This is a genomic window from Pseudomonas prosekii (genome assembly GCF_900105155.1).
Lineage (GTDB): Bacteria > Pseudomonadota > Gammaproteobacteria > Pseudomonadales > Pseudomonadaceae > Aquipseudomonas > Aquipseudomonas prosekii.
Genome location: NZ_LT629762.1, coordinates 4,525,709 through 4,542,730 on the forward strand (window position 1 = coordinate 4,525,709; position 17,022 = coordinate 4,542,730).

At 57.8% G+C, this 17,022-nt stretch carries 15 protein-coding genes and 4 pseudogenes; 6 read left to right on the forward strand and 13 right to left on the reverse strand.

Translation table 11 applies throughout. The annotated features are described in order from the left end of the window. Nucleotides 1-40 precede the first annotated feature (40 nt). From BLU01_RS20600 to BLU01_RS20610, 3 genes are all read right to left on the reverse strand, one after another. Nucleotides 41-1,219, reverse strand: coding sequence for a GAF domain-containing sensor histidine kinase (locus tag BLU01_RS20600; RefSeq protein WP_092278975.1), 1,179 nt, complete (start codon nucleotides 1,217-1,219; stop codon nucleotides 41-43). A gap of 124 nt (nucleotides 1,220-1,343) precedes the next feature. Beyond that, on the reverse strand, nucleotides 1,344-1,652 hold the full coding sequence (locus tag BLU01_RS20605; protein WP_092278977.1) for a PepSY domain-containing protein: 309 nt from the start codon (nucleotides 1,650-1,652) through the stop codon (nucleotides 1,344-1,346). 84 nt (nucleotides 1,653-1,736) lie between these two features. After that, the gene (locus tag BLU01_RS20610; protein ID WP_092278979.1) at nucleotides 1,737-2,864 is read right to left on the reverse strand and encodes a glycerophosphodiester phosphodiesterase; all 1,128 of its coding nucleotides are present in this window, start codon (nucleotides 2,862-2,864) and stop codon (nucleotides 1,737-1,739) included. Between the two features lie 235 nt (nucleotides 2,865-3,099). Between BLU01_RS20610 and BLU01_RS20615 the strand changes: the two genes are divergently transcribed. Continuing rightward, complete coding sequence (locus BLU01_RS20615; RefSeq protein ID WP_092278981.1) at nucleotides 3,100-3,426, forward strand: DUF2025 family protein; 327 nt, start codon at nucleotides 3,100-3,102, stop codon at nucleotides 3,424-3,426. Nucleotides 3,427-3,552: 126 nt separating this feature from the next. On the opposite strand, the pseudogene BLU01_RS28385 reads toward BLU01_RS20615, so the two are convergent. The 7 genes and pseudogenes from BLU01_RS28385 to BLU01_RS20635 all read right to left on the reverse strand — a co-directional run. After that, nucleotides 3,553-3,624 (reverse strand): annotated as a pseudogene (locus BLU01_RS28385) (hypothetical protein); the annotation flags it as partial. Nucleotides 3,625-3,639: 15 nt separating this feature from the next. Next, complete coding sequence (locus BLU01_RS20620; protein ID WP_092278983.1) at nucleotides 3,640-4,182, reverse strand: DUF1003 domain-containing protein; 543 nt, start codon at nucleotides 4,180-4,182, stop codon at nucleotides 3,640-3,642. A gap of 202 nt (nucleotides 4,183-4,384) precedes the next feature. Beyond that, nucleotides 4,385-4,996 (reverse strand): methyl-accepting chemotaxis protein, encoded by a 612-nt coding sequence (locus tag BLU01_RS28390; RefSeq protein WP_408003147.1) that lies wholly within the window; start codon nucleotides 4,994-4,996, stop codon nucleotides 4,385-4,387. Continuing rightward, nucleotides 4,982-5,140 (reverse strand): annotated as a pseudogene (locus tag BLU01_RS28395) (PAS domain-containing protein); the annotation flags it as partial. The gene BLU01_RS28390 and the pseudogene BLU01_RS28395, both read right to left, overlap by 15 nt. Before the next feature lie 202 nt (nucleotides 5,141-5,342). Next, a pseudogene (locus BLU01_RS28400) lies at nucleotides 5,343-5,705 on the reverse strand (PAS domain-containing protein); the annotation flags it as partial. 192 nt (nucleotides 5,706-5,897) lie between these two features. Further along, on the reverse strand, nucleotides 5,898-6,974 hold the full coding sequence (locus tag BLU01_RS20630; protein WP_092278985.1) for a diguanylate cyclase: 1,077 nt from the start codon (nucleotides 6,972-6,974) through the stop codon (nucleotides 5,898-5,900). A 158-nt stretch (nucleotides 6,975-7,132) separates the two neighbouring features. Next, entirely contained in the window at nucleotides 7,133-7,741 is a 609-nt protein-coding gene (locus tag BLU01_RS20635) for a TetR/AcrR family transcriptional regulator (RefSeq protein ID WP_092278987.1), read from the reverse strand. Between the two features lie 214 nt (nucleotides 7,742-7,955). Between BLU01_RS20635 and BLU01_RS20640 the strand changes: the two genes are divergently transcribed. Together BLU01_RS20640 and BLU01_RS20645 are read left to right on the forward strand one after the other, a co-directional pair. Beyond that, on the forward strand, nucleotides 7,956-9,032 hold the full coding sequence (locus BLU01_RS20640) for an MBL fold metallo-hydrolase (RefSeq protein WP_092278989.1): 1,077 nt from the start codon (nucleotides 7,956-7,958) through the stop codon (nucleotides 9,030-9,032). Between the two features lie 112 nt (nucleotides 9,033-9,144). Then, the gene (locus BLU01_RS20645; protein WP_092278991.1) at nucleotides 9,145-10,677 is read left to right on the forward strand and encodes an amidase family protein; all 1,533 of its coding nucleotides are present in this window, start codon (nucleotides 9,145-9,147) and stop codon (nucleotides 10,675-10,677) included. 62 nt (nucleotides 10,678-10,739) lie between these two features. On the opposite strand, the gene BLU01_RS20650 is transcribed toward BLU01_RS20645, so the two are convergent. Both BLU01_RS20650 and BLU01_RS20655 read right to left on the reverse strand, forming a co-directional pair. Beyond that, nucleotides 10,740-11,057 carry a helix-turn-helix domain-containing protein gene (locus tag BLU01_RS20650; RefSeq protein ID WP_092278993.1) on the reverse strand — a complete coding sequence of 106 codons (318 nt, stop codon included), beginning with the start codon at nucleotides 11,055-11,057 and terminating at the stop codon, nucleotides 10,740-10,742. 93 nt (nucleotides 11,058-11,150) lie between these two features. Beyond that, the gene (locus BLU01_RS20655) at nucleotides 11,151-11,918 is read right to left on the reverse strand and encodes an AraC family transcriptional regulator (RefSeq protein WP_092278995.1); all 768 of its coding nucleotides are present in this window, start codon (nucleotides 11,916-11,918) and stop codon (nucleotides 11,151-11,153) included. A 112-nt stretch (nucleotides 11,919-12,030) separates the two neighbouring features. Here BLU01_RS20655 and BLU01_RS27865 point away from each other — a divergent pair. The 3 genes and pseudogenes from BLU01_RS27865 to BLU01_RS20670 form a co-directional block, all read left to right on the forward strand. Next, a pseudogene (locus tag BLU01_RS27865) lies at nucleotides 12,031-12,627 on the forward strand (sulfite exporter TauE/SafE family protein); the annotation flags it as partial. Between the two features lie 988 nt (nucleotides 12,628-13,615). Then, nucleotides 13,616-14,776 carry a hypothetical protein gene (locus BLU01_RS20665; protein ID WP_092278999.1) on the forward strand — a complete coding sequence of 387 codons (1,161 nt, stop codon included), beginning with the start codon at nucleotides 13,616-13,618 and terminating at the stop codon, nucleotides 14,774-14,776. A 35-nt stretch (nucleotides 14,777-14,811) separates the two neighbouring features. Next, nucleotides 14,812-15,990, forward strand: a complete 1,179-nt coding sequence (locus tag BLU01_RS20670) for a hypothetical protein (RefSeq protein ID WP_092279001.1) — start codon at nucleotides 14,812-14,814, stop codon at nucleotides 15,988-15,990. A gap of 8 nt (nucleotides 15,991-15,998) precedes the next feature. Here BLU01_RS20670 and BLU01_RS20675 read toward each other — a convergent pair whose 3' ends face one another. Continuing rightward, a complete protein-coding gene (locus tag BLU01_RS20675; protein ID WP_092279003.1) occupies nucleotides 15,999-16,988 on the reverse strand; it encodes a hypothetical protein in 990 nt (329 codons plus the stop codon). Nucleotides 16,989-17,022 lie beyond the last annotated feature (34 nt).

Sequence of the window (17,022 nt, forward strand, 5' to 3'; positions counted from 1 at the left end):
GACCAGAGGCAGCAAGTCGCGGACTGGTCAGCACCACCGCTTAAACGGTGGCTGGCAAACTGAACGTAAACTGCGTGCCGTCCTGCGCGGAGGAGTGCACTTGCAGTTGGCCGCCATGCGACTGGGCAATCTGGCTGGCGATGTAGAGGCCCAGCCCGAGGCCGGCGCGGGTGTTATCGCCGCTCGGTCGCGAGTACGGTTGAAACAATTGCGGCAGTTGTTCTTGAGGAATCTGCCCACGGTTTTTCACCGACAACTGCAACGTGCCGTGCTCAACCGCTGCGCTGACTTCCACGGCACCCTCGGGGTCGCCGTGGTCGCTGGCGTTCGCCAGCAGGTTGGAAAGCAATTGCGCGACCCGGTTGCGATCACACTGCACGCCTTGCAAATCGCCGATCGAAGAATGAATGACGCGCTGCGGATGCACGCTTTGAATTTCGGAAATCACATGGCGCAAGGCATCGGCCAAATCCGCGCACGGCGCAATGCTGAGCGGAATGCCGTTGCCGAGCCGCCCACGGGCAAAGTCCAGCACGTCATCGACCAATTGCGCGGCGCGGCCGGTGCTGGCGAGGATGTGCTGCACCAGTTTGTCACTGACCGGGTTGGGGCATTTGCGTCGAAGCATTTCTGCCGAGGCACTGATCGCGAACAGCGGGTTGCGCAGGTCATGGCCGAGCACGGCAATGAATTGTTCGCGCAGTTCGGCGGTTTGCTGTTCCTGTTGCAGCGCGGCTTCGGTGATTTGCAGGTTTTCTTCGGCTTCGATTTGCAGTGCGAGCAACCGGGCGAACGATTCCATGGTGGTCTGGATCGCGCTGCTCTTGAGCGCGGCGGGGTTGGGGTCGAGGGCGCAAATGGTGCCGAAGAAGCGTCCGTCGGTGCGGAACACCGGAACCGAAATATAGCTTTCGAATTGATACAGGCGCGGCGTGTGGTGGTTGCAGTACTGCGGGTCTTCACTGGCCTTGTCGATGACCACCGTGTGGTGCGCCTGGCGGATTTCGTGGCACAGGGTGGTGGCCACGTCCAGTTCACCGCCGACGTCGAGGCCGAAATTCAGCTGATCGAGCACGGCGCAGGCGATCCACGATTCTTCGTTGACCCGCGCGACGGCGGCAAAACGCAGCCCGGTCATTTCGCGGATTACCTGAAGAATCGCCGGTACGGCACTGATCCGACCGATCGTGGCGATATCTGCTGCCGCTGTTTGCCTCATCTTTCTTCTGCTCTGCATGGACGCCGTTTGCGGAGTCTAACGGGCCTTGGGCGCGCAGGCATAAAAAAACGCACGATCTGATGATCGTGCGTTTTTTTGATGGGGCCGTTGAAGTTTCGCGGTTTTAGTCGTCTTGCTTGTTTTTCAGAACTTCGCCGGTGGCGGCGTTCAAGTCCACGTCCCATTCAACGCCTTTGGCATCTTTGAGTTCAACTTCGTACTCGTAGCCGTTGAAGTGGTTGTCCAGGTCGGAATCGGTAATCGTGGCGCCTGGGTGCAACTTCATGATGACTTGGTTCAGTTCTTCCAGTGGCTTGATCTTGCCGTCCTTGACCAACTGAGGAATCTGGCTGAGTGGAACGTCATCAGCCTGAGCCAAACCAGCAGTAAGGGTCAGAGCAGCAGCAGTAAACAGGGCAGTTAAAGTTTTCATCAGGTTCTTTCCTTGGGGTGATTTGTTTAAGTGAGTTCAGGTTAAACGGCGCAACTTAATTCATCCTTAATTACTGACGCATGCTCAATAACCATTGTTTTGCAGCAACTGCGCAACCGTGCCCGCCGCTGGCCGTTTGTAGAACTTCAGCAGTTCGCTGGCCCGATTAGTGAAAATCCCGTCGACGCCCGCATCCATCACTTTCTGATAATCCACCGCATCATCAATCGTATAAACGTGCACCAGCAAACCCTGATCGTGGGTGTACTGGTTCATCCACGGTTTGACCAAGTCGGAATAACTCTGATCACCACCCTTGGTCAACGCCGCCGAAGGCCCGGTGCCGATGGCGCCTTGAGCCTTGGCGTACTCGACCCATTGCTGGAATTCGGCTTTGGATTTCGGCTGTTGTTTGGCGTAATAAGTGGCTTTGTCCTTGTCGCCGGATTGCGCGAAAGGCACTTTCGATTTCGGCTCGATACTGCCTTCGCCGACCCACAACAACAGGATCTTCGGCACGTTAGGCATTTCTGTCTGTAGCAGTTCGAGGCTGCTCTTCTCGAATGTTTGCAGCACCACTTTGCCTTTGCCCTGACCGACCGCCAGTGCGCTCTTCGCCAGTTTCGAACCCGCCGGGCTCAGCCAGCCGCGATCCTGGAGTTTCTCCTTGAGGTCGCGCTCGATGCCGGGGAATTGCTTCGGCTCTTTGGTTTCGATGTACAAACCGGGCTTGTGCAGCGGGTTGCCCTGAGCGATATCGATAATTTCGTCGAGGGTCAGAATCTTCAAACCGACATAGGCCGGGCGCGCACGGTCCGGGTAAGCGGCGTTGAACCAACTGCCGGCGTCGAGGGTTTTCAGTTCGGCGATGGTGAACTGGTTGGCCGGGGCATCCTTGCGCTCGGGGAACTTGGTGGCGACGTCGGTGGTGCGTTGCAGGTTGTCGTCGTGCAGCGCAAACAGCACGCCGTCCTTGCTGCGCTGGACGTCCATTTCCAGGTAATCGGCGCCCAGGTCACGCGCCAGTTTATAGGCCGCGGCGGTCGATTCCGGCGCATCGAACGAGGCGCCACGGTGGGCGATCACGGCCGGGTGCGGAATGCCCAAAGTGCTCGCCAGCGCAGCGGGTTCAGGGTGGCTGGCGGCCTGTGCCTGGCCGAGGCCGAGCAACACGCTCAGCAGCAGGGCGCTCTTGTTGAAGGTAACAGGCATGGTCGAGGTCCTTTCGCAGAGGTTTTCAAAGACGTCCCTTTTAACAACTGAGCGCCGAGAGTGCTATCGCCAGACCGACATAAACGTATTTAAAGCCATTTTTATCAACGCTTTTGTGCGCGCCTTTGCAGTACGCTTGGCGCGGCAGTTTCCCCAGCAGAGGGAAACCCGTTCTCCAGCCCTTGCGTGTAAACCATCGATCACCGGTCCCTTTACGACCTTTTGTGAGGTTTATATGCGCATCACTTCCCAGCTCATTTGCCAAGCCGCCGATCAACTCAAGGGCTTCGTCGGCCTCAACCGCAAGACCGGCCAGTACATCGTGCGTTTCAGCGAAGACTCCTTCGGCATGGACGTGGCGGATGACGGCATCATTCCTGCCAGCGAATTTGTCTGGGCGCCGGGGCCGGGCGAGGCCATGACGCTCAAGCGTGAATTGATTCAGTTATTGCTGGATCAGAACATCGATGACCGGATCAACGTGACCGAGCCGTTGCGGGTGTACATGAGTCGGCGGGAAGTGCCGGAGATTTCGGCGGTGCGCAGTTTGGTTGGCGGTTGATGGATTTGTGCTGACTGGCAGGGCCTCTTCGCGGGCAAGCCTCGCTCCTACAGAAGATCGCATTCCCCCCTGTAGGAGCGAGGCTTGCCCGCGAAGGCGGCCTCAGATTCCGCACATTTTTACTGTTTAAACGCATGCCCCCGCCCGAATACCTCGCAGCGCTGACCTGGTGATGAACCGGGACGAGCGCTGCGATTGCGCTGATTCGGGGGATCAGGTCTTCGGCTGATCCTTGCGCACAAAGTGCTGATGCATCTCCGAGGTCAGGGTTTCGATGCGTTCGGTGAGGCTTTTGGTCATCTCGGTCAGGCGGGTGTTTTGTTCGAGCAATTCCAGCAACTGCGCGGTGTTTTGCGCGGCTTGCGCCTGACGCTCACTGTTGGCCACGGCCAGCGCTTCGCGGTGTTGCGCGTCGGCATCCGACTGAGCTTTGTCGCGTGCGGCCTGACGCGTCTGCGCCAGCAGAATCAGCGGCGCGGCGTATGCCGATTGCAGACTGAACGCCAGGTTGAGCAGGATGAACGGGTACAGATCGAAGGTCGCGACGCCGAACAGGTTCAGGCACACCCACAACACCACGATCAGGGTTTGCGCGCCGAGAAACATTGGCGTGCCGAAAAAACGCGCAAACGCTTCGGCGCGCAGGGCAAATTTATCGTTACCAAAGGTTGGCGCAAGGTGCGCGTGCGGGCGGTGGAAACGCAGATGATCGACGGGTGCGGCGGTATGTTTAGCGTCGGACTTGGTGGAATTCATGGTGCGCTCGGCAGGATTCGGGACGTGGGTCACTATAGTCCTGCACGGCATAGTCCTGCTCGGCGGCGGCTTAGCTGAATTGATGTTGAATGAAAGTCAGCCTTCGCGGGCAAGCCTCGCTCCTACAGAGGGATGCGATCCCCGTAGGCGCGAGGCTTGTCCGCGAATGAAACAACTCGGTCTCAAACCCTGCAAACCACCACTATTCGCCAACCCGCTCATTCGCAAACATGCTCACCGCCTGCACCGCATGGCTCGCGCCGTCACGAATCTGCAAAATCACCGTCCCCGCCTCATTCGCCAATTCAACCCCTTGCGCCGCCCGATCGCGGGTGCCGTCCATGCTTTTGATCGCTTGCCGGGTCTCGCTCAGGATCAAGCCGATCATGCTCGAAATCTCCGCCGTCGAACCGCTGGTCCGCGCCGCCAGCAGCCGCACTTCGTCCGCCACCACCGCAAAGCCGCGACCTTGCTCGCCGGCCCGCGCCGCTTCGATCGCGGCGTTGAGCGCGAGCAAATTGGTCTGGTCGGCAATCGCCCGGATGGTATTGACGATGGTGGTGATCTGCTCGGAACGCTCGCCGAGTTGCGCAATAAGGGTTGAGGATTCCTCGATGTTCGCAGCGATTTCACGCATCTCGCTGGCCGCTTGTTGAATCACTTGCGTGCCTTGCTCGGCGACTTTTCGCGTCTCTACCGAGATGTGATAAGCCTCGGTCGCACTGCGCGCATCTTCGGCATGTTGCTCGACTCGCGCGGTTACGTCCGAGGCGAATTTGACCACTTTGCACAAGCGGCCGCTGGCGTCGTACACCGGGTTGTAGTTGGCTTCGAGCCACACGGTTTGCCCGCGTTTATCGACGCGCTCGAATTGCCCATGGAACAATTCGCCCTGATTCAGTCGGCGCCAGAAGTCTTGATACGCGCCACTGTTGACCAGCGCTGCGGTGCAGAAAATTCGATGATGTTTGCCCTCGAGCTCGGCGAGGCATGTAACCCATGCGCGTCAGGAAATTCTGGTTGGCGGTGATGACGTTACCGTTGAGGTCGAACTCGATCACCGCCATCGCGCGGTCAATCGCCTGCAACTTGGCGTTGGATTCGCTTTCCTGCTGCACTTTGGCCGTGACATCCAGCGCGTACTTCACCACTTTCACCACGCGCCCCGACGCATCCTTGATCGGGTTGTAACTCGCCTCCAGCCAGATCGGCTGACCCTTGCTGTTGACCCGCTCGAAAGTCCCCGACTCGAACTGACCGTTATTCAATCGCGACCACAACTCGCTGTACTGGCTGCTGCGGGCGAACTCCGGCGGACAGAATTTGCGGTGCTGCTGACCAATCACCTGCTCGCGTTGATAACCCACAGTCATCAGGAAATTGTCGTTGGCGCGCAGGACGACGCCGTTCAGGTCGAACTCGATCACCGCCATCGAGCGATCAATCGCCTCCAGGAGGCCGGTTTGGTTGGCGACGGTGTGCTGGAGTATTTCGAGTTCGGATTTATGGCGATTGAAGAACATGGGCAGTGCTCGAGAAGGTTGGGAACAACGAAGAGTCAGTCCCTATTCCGGCGCCTGCAGGCCGAAAATCCTGGAGATTTTCGGCGATGTCTGCTCAATGTCAACGGGTCCGTGGCTGACAGAGCAATACTTATACAAAACTTCGTAAACTTGTACAAGGAAGCGATTTATTAATATTCTTGTATAAGTTTTTCATGCGGAGATTCGCGTGGTCGCGGCATCAGTCGCAAGGCTGTCGGCGATGCTGATTTTGTTGCGCCCGGTGTTTTTCGCGGTGTACAGGGCTTTGTCGGCAGCGTTCAGCCATGCCGTCGCGTCGCTGAACGTAGGTTGGTAGGCGGCGAGGCCGATGCTAAGTTTTATCTGCAATTGCGGCACGTGCGGGTGGCGGTAATTGTTCAGCACTTCGCGCAAGCGCTCCATGATTTCCCCGGCCTGCTGCAGCGACATGTTCGGCAGGATCACGCAGAACTCGTCACCGCCATATCGCCCCGCCAGGTCGATGTCGCGCAGACTGCGCCGCAACTCGAAGCTCATTTGGCGCAGCACCGAATCGCCGATGATGTGGCCGTAGCTGTCGTTGATCGTCTTGAAATGGTCGATGTCGATCAGCGCAATCACCGAGGCAATCTGATTGTGTCGGCTCTGCTGAAACTTGACGTGCAGCAGGTCTTTCCACGAGCCGTGATTGAGTAATCCGGTGAGGCTGTCGGTGCGGCTGAGGGCGCTTAACGCGCGTTTGTGCTCGGCGAGTTTGAACGCCAACCGATAACAGACCATTCCGACCGCCAACGGGTAAATCACCAGGGACGGCAGGCAAGCCCAGACCTGGACCGGTGTCGCCGTCGAGGTAAACGCGATGCCGAACACCGACCAGGCAATCAGCGCGCCGACGATTTGCGCCAGCGCACCGTGGAGAAATAATCTCGGGCCACCGGCGGCGACGTTGTTCATGGTCATCATCGACAGAATGGTCACGGTGACGATCGGATTGAATTGCACGGCCGCCGCCCAGAAACCGCCGCACAGCGAATCGCCGATGATGTTGCGGCGCTCGGCGCGGTAGGGGTAGGGCGAGCGTTTGGCTATCTGGTAGGCGACATGTGGCCAGACGAAGCCGTTGACCAACATCAGAATCCACACCCAGCCGGGCATATTCAGTGGATACAGCGCAGCGGTCACACAAATGCAGCCGATACCCAGGCCGACGGTTCTGGGCATGTAGATGCGTCGGGCAAATGACAGACCCTTGCCGCGTTGATTTTCCATAATTCCCTGCGCCAGATTCATTCTGAAACACATTGCGGTGTTTTATTCAGACTTACCGTTCATCGGTTAAGCGGCGGACATTGTCATTTATTCCAACGGGAATAATCAGTGTCCTTGGAAGCCATTTAACCAAAGCGCAGCGGCGGCAGGGCGTTGATCTAGAGCTGATAGCAGGCGAGAAACATGTCCATCGCCGACTCGACGACGGTGCTTTGCACTTCTGCCGACAGGCCATTCTGGCCCATCGACACCTGAGGCCAGAACGCAAAGGATTTGAGCAAACCCTGCACCTGCTGGGCGGCGAACTCCGGCGCCACCGCTTTCAAGCGGCCATCGGCCTGGGCGGCACGAATCCACAAGGTCAGGCCTTCTTCGCGTTCGCCCATGCGCGTGATCATGTTCTGCGCGCGCTCGGGGGAATGGATGGTCGCGGCTATTGCCACGCGCGCCAGATCGAGGAAGTTGTCGTCGCCCATCATCTGCACTTTCGCCATCAGGATGTGGCGCAATTGATCGCGCAGCGGCTGATCCGGGCTGTAGGGCGTTTCCTGTTCGGCTGTCACCCGCGCCCACAACTGATTGAGGATTTCGGCGAACAACTCTTCCTTGCTGGGGAAGTGGTTGTACACCGTGCGCTTCGACACGTCGGCGGTGGCGGCGATCTTGTCCATGCTGGTGATGTCGAAACCGTTGGCACGGAACTCGGCAATCGCCGCTTGGATGATCGCTTCGCGTTTACGGTCGGTGAGGCGCTGTGGAGCTGTCATAAATTGGCTTCGGCAGAAGGGAGGAGAGAATTACACTCGGCAGTTTACTTGTGCGCGGCTTTGATGCAACCTTGAAACTACACTGTGCAGTGTAATGTTTCCTTAATCCTGCACCGTGACAAATAGCGTCTTCGGCTGATGCGTGCGTGCCTTGGCCATTTTATCGCCACAAAGCGAAACCGTTCTTCAAGCGGTTCACTGGAGTCATTCAGCCATGGTCACTTCAACTTCCTCTGCGGACAAAGCGCTTACGCCTGAAGCGTCCCGTCAGGTCCAAGGACATTTCCGCAACCACGCGCCGGTGCAGCGCGAGGGCTTGCGCAAAATGCTGCGGATCATGTGGAACATGATCTTCCACAAACCGCGCAACACCCGACCAAGCGCAGCCGTGCCGGTACAAACACTGACCCGCGCCGCGTTGCTCGCCGCGCCCAATCACAGCGTCTACCGCCTCGGCCACTCGACCGTGTTACTGAAATTGCGCGACAAGTTCTGGATCACCGACCCGGTCTTCGCCGAGCGCGCCTCGCCAGTGCAATGGGCCGGCCCCAAGCGTTTTCACCAACCGCCAATCAGCCTTGAAGAATTGCCGCCGATCGAAGCGGTGATCCTCTCCCACGATCACTACGACCATCTCGACCACCACGCGGTGCTCAAACTGGCGGACAAAACCAACTACTTCCTGACCCCGCTAGGCGTGGGCGACACCCTGATCAAATGGGGCATCGATGCCGCCAAAGTCCGCCAACTCGACTGGTGGCAGGGCACGGAAGTCGATGGCATTAGATTCATCGCCACGCCGTCGCAGCACTTTTCCGGGCGCGGCTTGTTCGATGGCAACAGCACGCTGTGGGCATCGTGGGTGATGATCGATGCCGACAGCCGAATCTTCTTCAGCGGCGACACCGGCTACTTCGACGGCTTCAAACGCATCGGCGAACAGTTCGGCCCGTTCGACCTGACGCTGATGGAAACCGGCGCCTACAACGTCGAATGGCCGCACGTGCACATGCAACCCGAACAAACCCTGCAAGCACACATCGACCTGAAAGGCCGCTGGTTGCTGCCGATTCACAACGGCACCTTCGACCTGTCGATGCACGCCTGGTACGAACCGTTCGACCGCATCCTGGCGCTGGCCTGGGAGCGCAGTGTGTCGATTACCACGCCGCAGATGGGCGAAGCGTTCAACGTGAAATATCCGCAGCGTGGTCAGCCTTGGTGGTCGGAAATGCAAGATCTGGTGGAGGAAGAAGGTCGTCTCTCGTGTAGCGGCTACAAGTCTGGGTGATTTATCCCACACGATTAACGCCTTGTAGCTGACAGGCGTTTCCTACAACTGCCTTGTAGTCTTGTGGCGAGCGAATGAATCGCTCGCTTTAAGTCATTCAAGGACGTTTTACATGAATCACCTTTACAAGGGCCGCATGACGGCTCTGGCACAAGCCGTTGTGCTGTCGGTCGCCAGCTCTGTTTTCGCCGGTCTGGCCGTCGCTGCTACGGACAGTGACGTGGCGCTCGAATACGCGAGCGTCCATGACCTGTCTGCGCGAATGGCGCGTAACGAGCTCTCCTCGGTCGAACTGGTCAAGCACCTGCAAGCGCGCATCGCGTCGCTGGACGAGCAGGGGCCGACGCTCAACGCCGTTATCGAACTCAATCCCGAAGCTATCGACATCGCTGCTGCGCTCGACAATGAGCGTACGCAAGGTAAAAGCCGCGGGCCATTGCATGGCATTCCGGTGCTGATCAAGGACAACTTCGATACCGCAGACAAGATGCAAACAACTGCCGGTTCACCCGCGATGATCGGCGACCCGGCTGCCGCTGACGCCTTTGTAGTCAAGCAACTGCGTGACGCCGGCGCGGTGATAATTGGCAAAACCAACATGAGCGAATGGGCGTATGTGCGCCAGATGGACTTGCCCAATGGCTGGAGCGGTCGCGGCGGCCAAGGCAAAAATCCGCACTTGTTGGGCGCAGGAACGTGCGGTTCCAGCTCCGGTTCTGCTGCAGGTGTTGCCGCCGGTTTTGCGCCGCTGGCCATCGGCACCGAAACCAATGGATCGATCACTTGCCCGGCATCTGCTAACGGCGTGGTGGGCGTGAAGCCGACATTGGGTTTGTTCAGCCGTTCGGGGATTATTCCGATCACCCGCTTGCAAGACACCCCCGGAACCCTGACGCGCACTGTTCGTGATGCAGCGCTGATGTTCAACGCGTTGCAAGGCATCGACGCTGCGGACGCGGGATCCAGCGCCGCCCCAGTGGGAATCGATTACACCGCGCTGCTGGCAACGGATGCCTTGCAAGGCAAACGCATCGGCTACCCGACTGCGTACACCGGTCCCTACGGCCGTGTGTTGGAGCCGGGCCTGGAATTCCGGATGGCATTAACCACGCTCGAAGAGCAGGGCGCGATTCTGGTGCCGTTAACACCTCGATTGCCCGATATGCATAACTACTTCAGCGTGCTCATGGGCGGCATGAAACACGATCTGCCCGAGTACCTTGCTACACGCTCCGGTCAGCCGATCCAGACGCTTGCAGAGTTGATTGAGTTCAACGAGAGCCATCCGGGCGCCGAAGGTTACGGTCAACAGATGCTCAAAGACATCGACGCGCTGGACATGACTTACGCTCAGGCGACGGAACAGTTCAAAGCGCTCAATTCCAGTTTCCAGCAGGCAATCGATGAGCAACTGATAGAACACAATCTGGACGCCGTCATTGCCGAAGCCGATGGCTATTCACAGTTTGGCGCTGCCGTTGCGGGTTACCCTGCCGTCACCGTGCCTTCAGGCATGAAGGAGGAAGGGCTGCCCACTTCGGTGTTTTTCTTCGGCACCCGTTGGAGTGATCCTCAGCTATTGGCGCTGGCCTACAGCTATGAGCAAGCCTCGATGAAGCTTCAGCCCCCGGCTTTCCAAGAGTGATCAAACGCCAGTGGCTCATGCGGCCACTGGCGTAATGGTGTTTGCTTTTGCGCTGCTCGAACTCACTCAACCATCGCATAATCGGCGCGCGCCACCGGGTCCGGCGTCGAGCCTCTGACGTTCATCCCCCGGCCCGGCGCAAACCCCGGGAAAAACACCAGGCCTTCCGATTCAAACCGATACGCGAGCGTCAGTCGCGTGACATCCAACACATCGCGGTTGGCCTCGAAACGCTCGATGGCCTGCACCGAAACCCCGGATTCGCGGGACAGCTCGTCAACGCTCCAACCCAGCATTGCTCGGGCTTGAGCGCTGTGGGCCGGGGTGAATTGAAAAAGGGCGATACGTTCCAAAGTGATTTTCATCGCAGAAGAGGCCATGGTGTTCTCCGGGCTCGAGAGTGCTGAGTCAAAATGTACTGTGTTTTTGTACAGTTGTTTTGGTCCCGGATCAAATGCATTTTTTGATTTGTGCTATTTCGCCGCATCCATCCAGACGGACGGTGCCTGCCCCAGTACTCGGCGAAACATCGTCGAGAACGCCGCCGGGCTGTCGTAGCCGAAGTCCACGGCGATCCGCGTCACCGGCGTCCCCTCCGCCAGCCGCGCCAGGGCCAGCACCACACAGGCTTGCTGGCGCCATTGGCTGAAACTCAAGCCGGTCTGTTGGCGGAACAGGCGATTAAAGGTGCGCAGGCTGATGTGCAACTGATCGGCCCAGTGCTGCGGCGCTTGATGGATATTGGGCTGCCGGAGAAACGTCTGACACAACCCGAGCAATCGCCCTTCAACCGGTAGCGGAATGTGCAACGGCAAATGCGCGCTATGAGCCAGCTCATGCAGCAACAATTCCATCAGCACACCGTCGCGGCCGGCCTCATCGTAGGTCAGCGGAACCTCCGCCGCCGCCATCAACAAATGCCGCATCAGCGGCGACACACTGATCACCTGGCAGCGACCGCCCAAATCAACCGCCGTCGGCTCAATGTACAAACTTCGTGTACTCACCCCCAGCATTAACACCTCATGAGCCACTCCCGCCGGAATCCACACCGCCCGTTGCGGCGGCACCACCCAATTGCCGTCGTGGGTGCTGACCTGCATCACGCCAGTGGCGCCATACAGGAGTTGCGCCCTTCGGTGTGTATGAAGGGGCAACACATGTCCGTGGGAATAATCCGTACCGATCGCCACCACCGGCCGCGGCGTGTCGTCCAGCAGATTGATCGAAACATTGCGCATCAGGCGATATCCAGCAGTTGGCGTAAACGCGAACATTATTGGCTGACTTGCTGACGCAGGCCAAGCGGCACCACTTTATCGTCGACCGCTCCCCACCATTGGACGCTGCGCGATGTTCTACCTTCTACTGACACTCTTCGGTTGCATGACCGGCATCACCGCCGTGCTGTTTGGCTTCGGCGGCGGCTTTGTCGTGGTGCCGTTGCTGTATCGGATGCTCATGGCCAGTCACGGCGCCGATGACCCCATCGGTCAATCGGCAATGCACATCGCCGTGGCGACTTCGACCTGCGTGATGATCGTCAACGCACTGCTCGCCACCGGAAAACACCACCGCGCCGGTAGTCTGATTCGCCATTACTTGTGGCCGCTGGGTGGGTACATCGGGTTGGGCGCGATTGTCGGCGCCGTCGCGGCGATGTGGGCCGAGGGTGAGGTGATTCGCTATGCCTTCATCGTCTATCTGGGCATTACAATTCTGGACTGCCTGTTCCGGCGCGGTTTTCTCACACACTCGGGTAACGAAGTCCCACGCCGATTGGGGAAAGTGGCGGTGTCTGGTGTAGGAATCGGCGCTATCGCAACCTTTCTCGGCGTGGGCGGCAGTGTCATGACCGTGCCATTGCTGCGGCGTTGTGGCCTGAGCATGTCGCAAGCCACGTCCATGGCCAACCCACTGAGTTTGCCCGTAGCCCTGAGCGGTGTTATGCAGGGCGCGACGCTGGTGCTGAATGAAGGCGAACAACCTTACGGTGATGAAAAGCCGCTACCGCAAATTCATCTGAATATCGAATCTGGTAAAGCGTGGGGCGAGTGGAGTAACGACCAAGGTAAAACGCTGAAGATAGAACTGACGGAAGCTGAACTCCCGGCGATATCGGCAGGCACGCTGCCCTATCTCGCCAAGCTCTACGACGCCGAGCCCTACGAGTACCTGCGTCTGCAGGGCATGAAGCTCAAACAAGGAAAGACCCAAACCCTCGAAGGTTATTCGCTGCAATGGTGGAGCGAGCCGCAAACTAAAACCGCTTTCTTCGAGATCGTTTCGGGCTACACCCCCGACGTGCGTGATCGCATCAACAAGTTGCTGTTGGGACGTTTGTGGGAAGAAGTCGTCCAGTATTACGGCTGCTTCTCGGCGGGTGGCGGGGCCTACTATGTGCAAACGGTCAAACCGCTGTTGATCACGCCCAAAGTCATCAGCGTCAGCGTGGGCACCGAGGCTTATTGCGGCGGCGCACACCCGGATTACAGCGACGCCTACATCAACATCGATGCGCAAAACGGCAAACCTGTAACGCTCGAAGATGTGCTGTGGGTGGGGCAGGGCAAGCCGTTGCATTACGAAGAGCGCAATAGCGAACAATCCGCCGAAATCTACGCCGCGTATTCGGAATACCGCAACAACGAATTCGCCCCTTGGCTGGTTGCGCAATTACGTCAGCTCTACCCCGAAGAAATGCAGCCAGTCCCCGACGACAACTGCACTTACGGCGAGCAAGACCATTGGGATTACCCGACCTGGTACTTCGCTAAAAACGGCATCAAGTTCGGACCTTCTTTCTCCCACGCGGACGCGCCATGTGCGTTTGTCGACTGGAGCGTTTTGCCGTATTCGGTAATCAAGCAGAATCCTGGTGGAGTGGCGGTGCAGTTGCCTTGAGGCTGCTCACACCTATTAAGGCAAGGATGGAATGATGTTCAAGGGATTGTGTCGTTTGACTGGTGTTGTCGCGCTGATTTGCTCAACGTTTTCTCACGTGCTCTGGGCCGACAGCGACACCCAGGTCTACACCGGAAACCTGGGCAAAATGCCGATTGTGCTGGAGGTGAATCTCAACTCTGGGGAGGGGCGCTACTTCTACCAAAAGTACCGGCAAGATCTGATTCTTAGTGGTACGAGGGAAGGTGAGTTGCTTGTAATGAGTGAGGGCGCGGATGAAGATGAGCATCGCCCCATCTTTCGCCTGCAACCCAAACCGCAGGGATGGTCGGGCGAGTGGACCAACGCCAAGGGCAAAGTTCTCAAAGTAGAACTGCAGCCAGCCAGACTAGCGCCACTAACCGGCGATAACTTGCCCTACCTGACTCAGCTTCATGACAAATTGCCCTATGAGTTCCTGCGCCTGCAAGGCCTGAAACTCAGCAAGGGCCAGACCGAAAACTTTATGGGATATACGCTGCAATGGTGGAGTGAGCCGTTGTCGGGCGTTCAACTGTTTGAAGTGGTTTCAGGCTATTCGGTGCAAGTACGTCAACGCATTAATCAGCGCTTGATGGCGCGGTTGTGGCAAGGCGTCGGCGATACGCTGGGTTGCACGGTCGATGGCCGTCCGGGCTCCTACTCCCAAACGAGTCAACCTGTGTTTATGTCACAGTCAGTCATGAGTGCTTTCACCTCTACCGACTTCTACTGCGGCGGCCTTCATCCCAATCAAGACAATGAAACGCTCAACTTCGATGCCAAGACAGGCAAAGTCCTGACGCTTGATGATGTGCTGTGGGTGGGCCAAGGCAAACCGGCGCATTTCGAAGAAGGCACGGATGAATATTCATCCCAGCCATATCCAACCTATTCCGAATACCGCACTAAAGAGCTGGCCCCGTGGCTGGTGGCGCAACTGCTAAAGCGTTATCCCAAAGAAATGACGATCAAGCCTGCGATAGAAGAGGGCGATTGCATCTATAACGATGATCAGCCCTGGGGCTACCCACTCTGGCACTTCACCGAAAACGGTCTGAAGTTGGAACCGTCTTTCATCCATGCGGCGGCGGTGTGCCGAGATACTGCCTGGAGTGTTTTGCCGTACAGCCTCGTCAAACAACACCCCGGTGGTGTGGCGCTGCAATTGCCTTGAGACTCTTTACTCCCATTTACCCAAGGAATGATTTGATGTGCCAAGGAAAGCGTCGCTTAACCGGCGTCGTCATGTTGATGTGCGCCGCGTTTTCAACTCCGCTGTGGGCCGAAAGTGGCAAACACGTGTACATCGGCACCCTCGGAAAAACTCCGATCGTGCTGGAAGTAAACACTGATAGCGAAGAAGTGGGCGGCCGTTACTTTTATCAAAAGTACCGCAAGGATTTGATGCTCATTGGCAAAAAGGAAGGTGAAACACTGGTGCTTGATGAGTCAGCGCCGCGTGATTCTCAGGACGCGCTCCGTCCAACGATTCGTCTTAAGCCCAAAGCGGATGGTTGGTACGGCGAGTGGCGCAGCCCCGAAGGCAAGGTGCTGAAAGTTGACTTGCAGCAAGCCCGGATCGCCCCTGCGCCTGCCGACACCGTGCCTTTCCTCGTCACCCTGCGCGACCAGTCGCCCTACGAATACCTGCGCCTGCAAGGTCTGAAACTCAGGAAGGGTAAGACCGAAAACTTCATGGGCCACGCGTTGCAATGGTGGATCGAGCCTAGATCCGAGACGACCTTGTTTGAAGTGGTGTCGGGTTACACCGCCGCACAGCGTCAGCGCATCAATCAACAGTTAATGGGGCGGCTGTGGCAGGAAGTGGCAGGCAAGTTCGATTGTGTGGCCAGTGGCGGCGAGACGTTCTACGCGCAGACGGTGGAACCGCTGTGGATGGGACCGTCGACCCTCAGCGTAAGCATTGCCACCGAGTACAGTTGCGGCGGCGCCTACACCGATGAAAACGATATGCCACTCAATCTCGATGCAAATAACGGCAATACGCTAACCCTTGAAGACGTGTTGTGGCTGGGGCAGGGCAGCCCCCTGCACTATGAACGTCAGTACAACGACGTCATGCCATCTTCCGAGTCGTACGAAACCTACTCTAAATACCGCACCGAAACCCTGGCTCCGTGGTTGTTGCAGCAACTCAGCGCGCTTTATCCCGACCAGATGAAAACCACCACTGAACGCGAAGACGGCTGCATCTACGGCGACGAACAACCTTGGAAATTCCCATCCTGGTACTTCACCGAAAGCGGCATCAAGTTAGTGCCGTCCTTTCCGCATATTTCCTCGATGTGCCGCTACACGGAGTTCAGCGTGCTGCCTTACGAACTCATCCGGCAACACCCCGGCAGTGCCGCGCTGCAGTTGCCTTGAGGCAAACGCTACTTATCCGCCAACCCCGGCGCTTCCCGCACGATAAAGTGATCCAGGTTCTCGATATTCGCACTGAACACCCCGAACGTCTGTTCGGGGTTTTTCTTGCTCGGGACTTGCTTCAACTCCGGCGTGACGCCATAGAAGAAACAGAACAACTCCTTTCCGCTGTCGATGGCGTGCTTGATCTCTTCGAGGAACGCCTTGCGCTTGCGGTAGTTGTCGATCAGCTTCTTGCTCAAGTAAACGTTCACTGAGTAAGGCTTCTTCTTCGCCTCGTCCGCTTGCTTGAACCAGACTTTTTGTTCGAAATCGATGCGAAAGCTCTGGGTGTAATCCTTGATCTCCTTGATCTTGCCCCAGTAAATCAGCCCCTTGTTGTCGGTCAGGTATTCAATCTTCTTGAAGAAAGAACCATAAGGCGCGGTGTGCTCGCCGATCTTCAGCGGCATGCGCTTGAGCAACTCCTTGTCCTCGAAGTTCGACACGAAGCACTCCACCGGATGCGCGAATACACTGGTTTTGTCCGGTGCTGTTTCACGGCTCGGATGCTCGACGCTAGTGTTCGCGGGCGATGGTTTAGGATCATCGCGCACCACATCCGCCGCCACTGCCGGGCTCGACGGCTTGCGCACGTATTCGCGCCGAGTCAGTAACAATTCCGACGGGAAATGCTCCTCGCGGCTGTCATCCGTTTCCGCGCCTTCGGCCTCAACGCCCGACGCCGGCGTTTTCAGACTCACATAAGGACAATCCGCGACATGCCGCGTGCTCGGCGTGTTCTTGAAGTGCGGGGTGCGAACGTAATTCACGTTTTTGGCGTTAAACGTGGTCAGCACATTCGCCGCATCAAACGCCGCCCGGCAGGCGTCATTGGGACACTGGAAGTGTTCCTTGGCGGAATCGAACTCCATGGTCTCGTCGAAATTGAGATCGCGCACGTCATAGATCGACAGCTTGTCGTCGAGACTGAGGCAGTAGGCGAGGTCGAATTTCATGGCGGGCTCGGGTCCTTGAGTGGGGGAGGGTATT

What these genes read in the sequence shown, in the direction of transcription:
- BLU01_RS20635 (WP_092278987.1), bottom strand. Translation starts at nt 7,741, where the DNA reads ATGACAGCTCCACAGCGCCTCACCGACCGTAAACGCGAAGCGATCATC.
- BLU01_RS20655 (WP_092278995.1), bottom strand. Translation starts at nt 11,918, where the DNA reads ATGCGCAATGTTTCGATCAATCTGCTGGACGACACGCCGCGGCCGGTG.
- BLU01_RS20665 (WP_092278999.1), top strand. Translation starts at nt 13,616, where the DNA reads ATGTTCAAGGGATTGTGTCGTTTGACTGGTGTTGTCGCGCTGATTTGC.
- BLU01_RS20640 (WP_092278989.1), top strand. Translation starts at nt 7,956, where the DNA reads ATGGTCACTTCAACTTCCTCTGCGGACAAAGCGCTTACGCCTGAAGCG.
- BLU01_RS20615 (WP_092278981.1), top strand. Translation starts at nt 3,100, where the DNA reads ATGCGCATCACTTCCCAGCTCATTTGCCAAGCCGCCGATCAACTCAAG.
- BLU01_RS20675 (WP_092279003.1), bottom strand. Translation starts at nt 16,988, where the DNA reads ATGAAATTCGACCTCGCCTACTGCCTCAGTCTCGACGACAAGCTGTCG.
- BLU01_RS20630 (WP_092278985.1), bottom strand. Translation starts at nt 6,974, where the DNA reads ATGGAAAATCAACGCGGCAAGGGTCTGTCATTTGCCCGACGCATCTAC.
- BLU01_RS20600 (WP_092278975.1), bottom strand. Translation starts at nt 1,219, where the DNA reads ATGAGGCAAACAGCGGCAGCAGATATCGCCACGATCGGTCGGATCAGT.
- BLU01_RS20610 (WP_092278979.1), bottom strand. Translation starts at nt 2,864, where the DNA reads ATGCCTGTTACCTTCAACAAGAGCGCCCTGCTGCTGAGCGTGTTGCTC.
- BLU01_RS20650 (WP_092278993.1), bottom strand. Translation starts at nt 11,057, where the DNA reads ATGGCCTCTTCTGCGATGAAAATCACTTTGGAACGTATCGCCCTTTTT.
- BLU01_RS20670 (WP_092279001.1), top strand. Translation starts at nt 14,812, where the DNA reads ATGTGCCAAGGAAAGCGTCGCTTAACCGGCGTCGTCATGTTGATGTGC.
- BLU01_RS20645 (WP_092278991.1), top strand. Translation starts at nt 9,145, where the DNA reads ATGAATCACCTTTACAAGGGCCGCATGACGGCTCTGGCACAAGCCGTT.
- BLU01_RS20605 (WP_092278977.1), bottom strand. Translation starts at nt 1,652, where the DNA reads ATGAAAACTTTAACTGCCCTGTTTACTGCTGCTGCTCTGACCCTTACT.
- BLU01_RS20620 (WP_092278983.1), bottom strand. Translation starts at nt 4,182, where the DNA reads ATGAATTCCACCAAGTCCGACGCTAAACATACCGCCGCACCCGTCGAT.